General features: G+C 56.2%; 1 protein-coding gene. It reads left to right on the top strand.

Features of this window, described 5'->3' with window-relative positions; all coding sequences use genetic code 11:
• The coding region (locus CEE69_RS31715; protein WP_099264493.1) for an AAA family ATPase at positions 1-1,686 on the top strand (1,686 nt) is incomplete at both ends.

The following is a 1,686-nucleotide window of genomic DNA, read 5'->3' as shown; positions in this document are numbered from 1 at the left end:
GGATCACACGCCCCACCATCGAAAAGTTCAGCCGTCGGACGGCACTGATTGAAGCGGAGGCTGAAAAACGCGGTATCACCGATGCGGATGAGAAAGGGCGTTTGGGAGCACAGACGCGGGATAAGAAAGCATCCAACACAGTCCCGGCAGCAGAGCTACCGGTAAAATGGAAAAGCCTTCTCTCACCGGAAGAGCGAAGGCAATTTCAGCAACTGGCGGGGAAGGAAATCCTGCCGGCAAAGGAGAAGACCTCCGCGAGTCAGGCGGCGGATTTTGCGATTGAACACTGCTTTGAGCGAGACTCCGTTGTTCGGGAGCGTCAATTGATGCGTCATGCGATCTTGCGAGCCATCGGCGTCGCCTCACCGAATGAAATGTGCCATGAGGTACAGTCCAGGCCATTGATCCGCAGTGGGGAAGAGGAGAAGACACTCGTCACGACTCGTGAAATACTCGGCGACGAGCGCGCCATGCTGAGCTTTGCAAGGAGAGGCAAGGGCGAATACGATCCCCTGGCTAGTCAGCACCAAATCAAGCGAGCGTGGCTCTCCGACGAGCAAAAGGAGGTCATCCACGGCGTGCTCAATTCACATGACCGTGTGGCGATCATTCGCGGGGTGGCAGGTAGCGGCAAGACAACGGTCATGCAAGAAACAATCGAAGCCATTGAGAACGGGGGTAAACACGTCACGGTCCTCGCTCCAATGGCCCAAACGGCTCACGACGTGCTCGGCAAACAAGAAGGACTCGATGCTCATACGCTTGCCCGATTCTTGGTCGACAAGCAGATGCAGGAGGAGTCCAGAGAAGGGGTGATTTGGGTTGATGAAGGAGCGCTCATTGGGACGCGCGACCTGACTCGGCTCACAAGGCTTGCCGACCGGCTGGATTCTCGGCTGATCCTCAGCGGTGATGGAAAGCAGCATCAACCAGTGACTGCAGGCTCACCGTTCCGTTTGCTGGAAAAGCAAGCTGGGATCAAGCCGCTGGAGATCCAGACCATTCGCCGCCAGGAAAAAGAGGACTACCGTCAGGCAGTCACCCTACTCAGCCAAGGAGACGCTGCAGCGGGACTCCAGAAGTTGAGCGAAATTGGGTTCGTGCAGGAGATCGACGACGATGAGGAACGGTACCGAGCCATGGCAAGAGACTATGCTGACTCGGTCAGCAGCAAAGCAGCAACCCTGCTCATCGCTCCGACTCATGCGGAGCGGGAACTCGCAACCCAAGCTGCCAGAACGGAACTCAAATCGCGGGGCATGATTGACCAAGTTGATCACTCGGTCGAAACGCTTCAGTCCAAACGGCTGACCAAGGCTCAGCGCGGCGATCCTCGAAACTACGAAGCCGGGAACGTCGTTGAGTTCATCACAAAGGGGAAAGGCGGGTTCCGGCCTGGAGATCGAATTGAGGTGACATCGGTCAGTGAGAAAGCCGTGAATGGCGTTGCCTGGGGCCGGCACGTTGAAATACCGCTTGACTCTCCTGGTACTTTCGAGCTCTATCGAAAAACGGAAAGAGGTTTTGCTGCGGGGGATGTAATCCGTATCACGAAGAACCGAAAAGCAAGCAAGGACAAGTCACAAAAGCGGCTGAATAACGGAGGGCTCATGACGATTGATGGCTTCACCGAAGATGGTGACCTGAAGCTCTCCGATGGCCAGGTCTTGGCAAAACAATGGGCTC

Source organism: Rhodopirellula bahusiensis, from assembly GCF_002727185.1.
Lineage (GTDB): Bacteria > Planctomycetota > Planctomycetia > Pirellulales > Pirellulaceae > Rhodopirellula > Rhodopirellula bahusiensis.
This window is presented reverse-complemented; position numbering and strand designations above follow the sequence as displayed.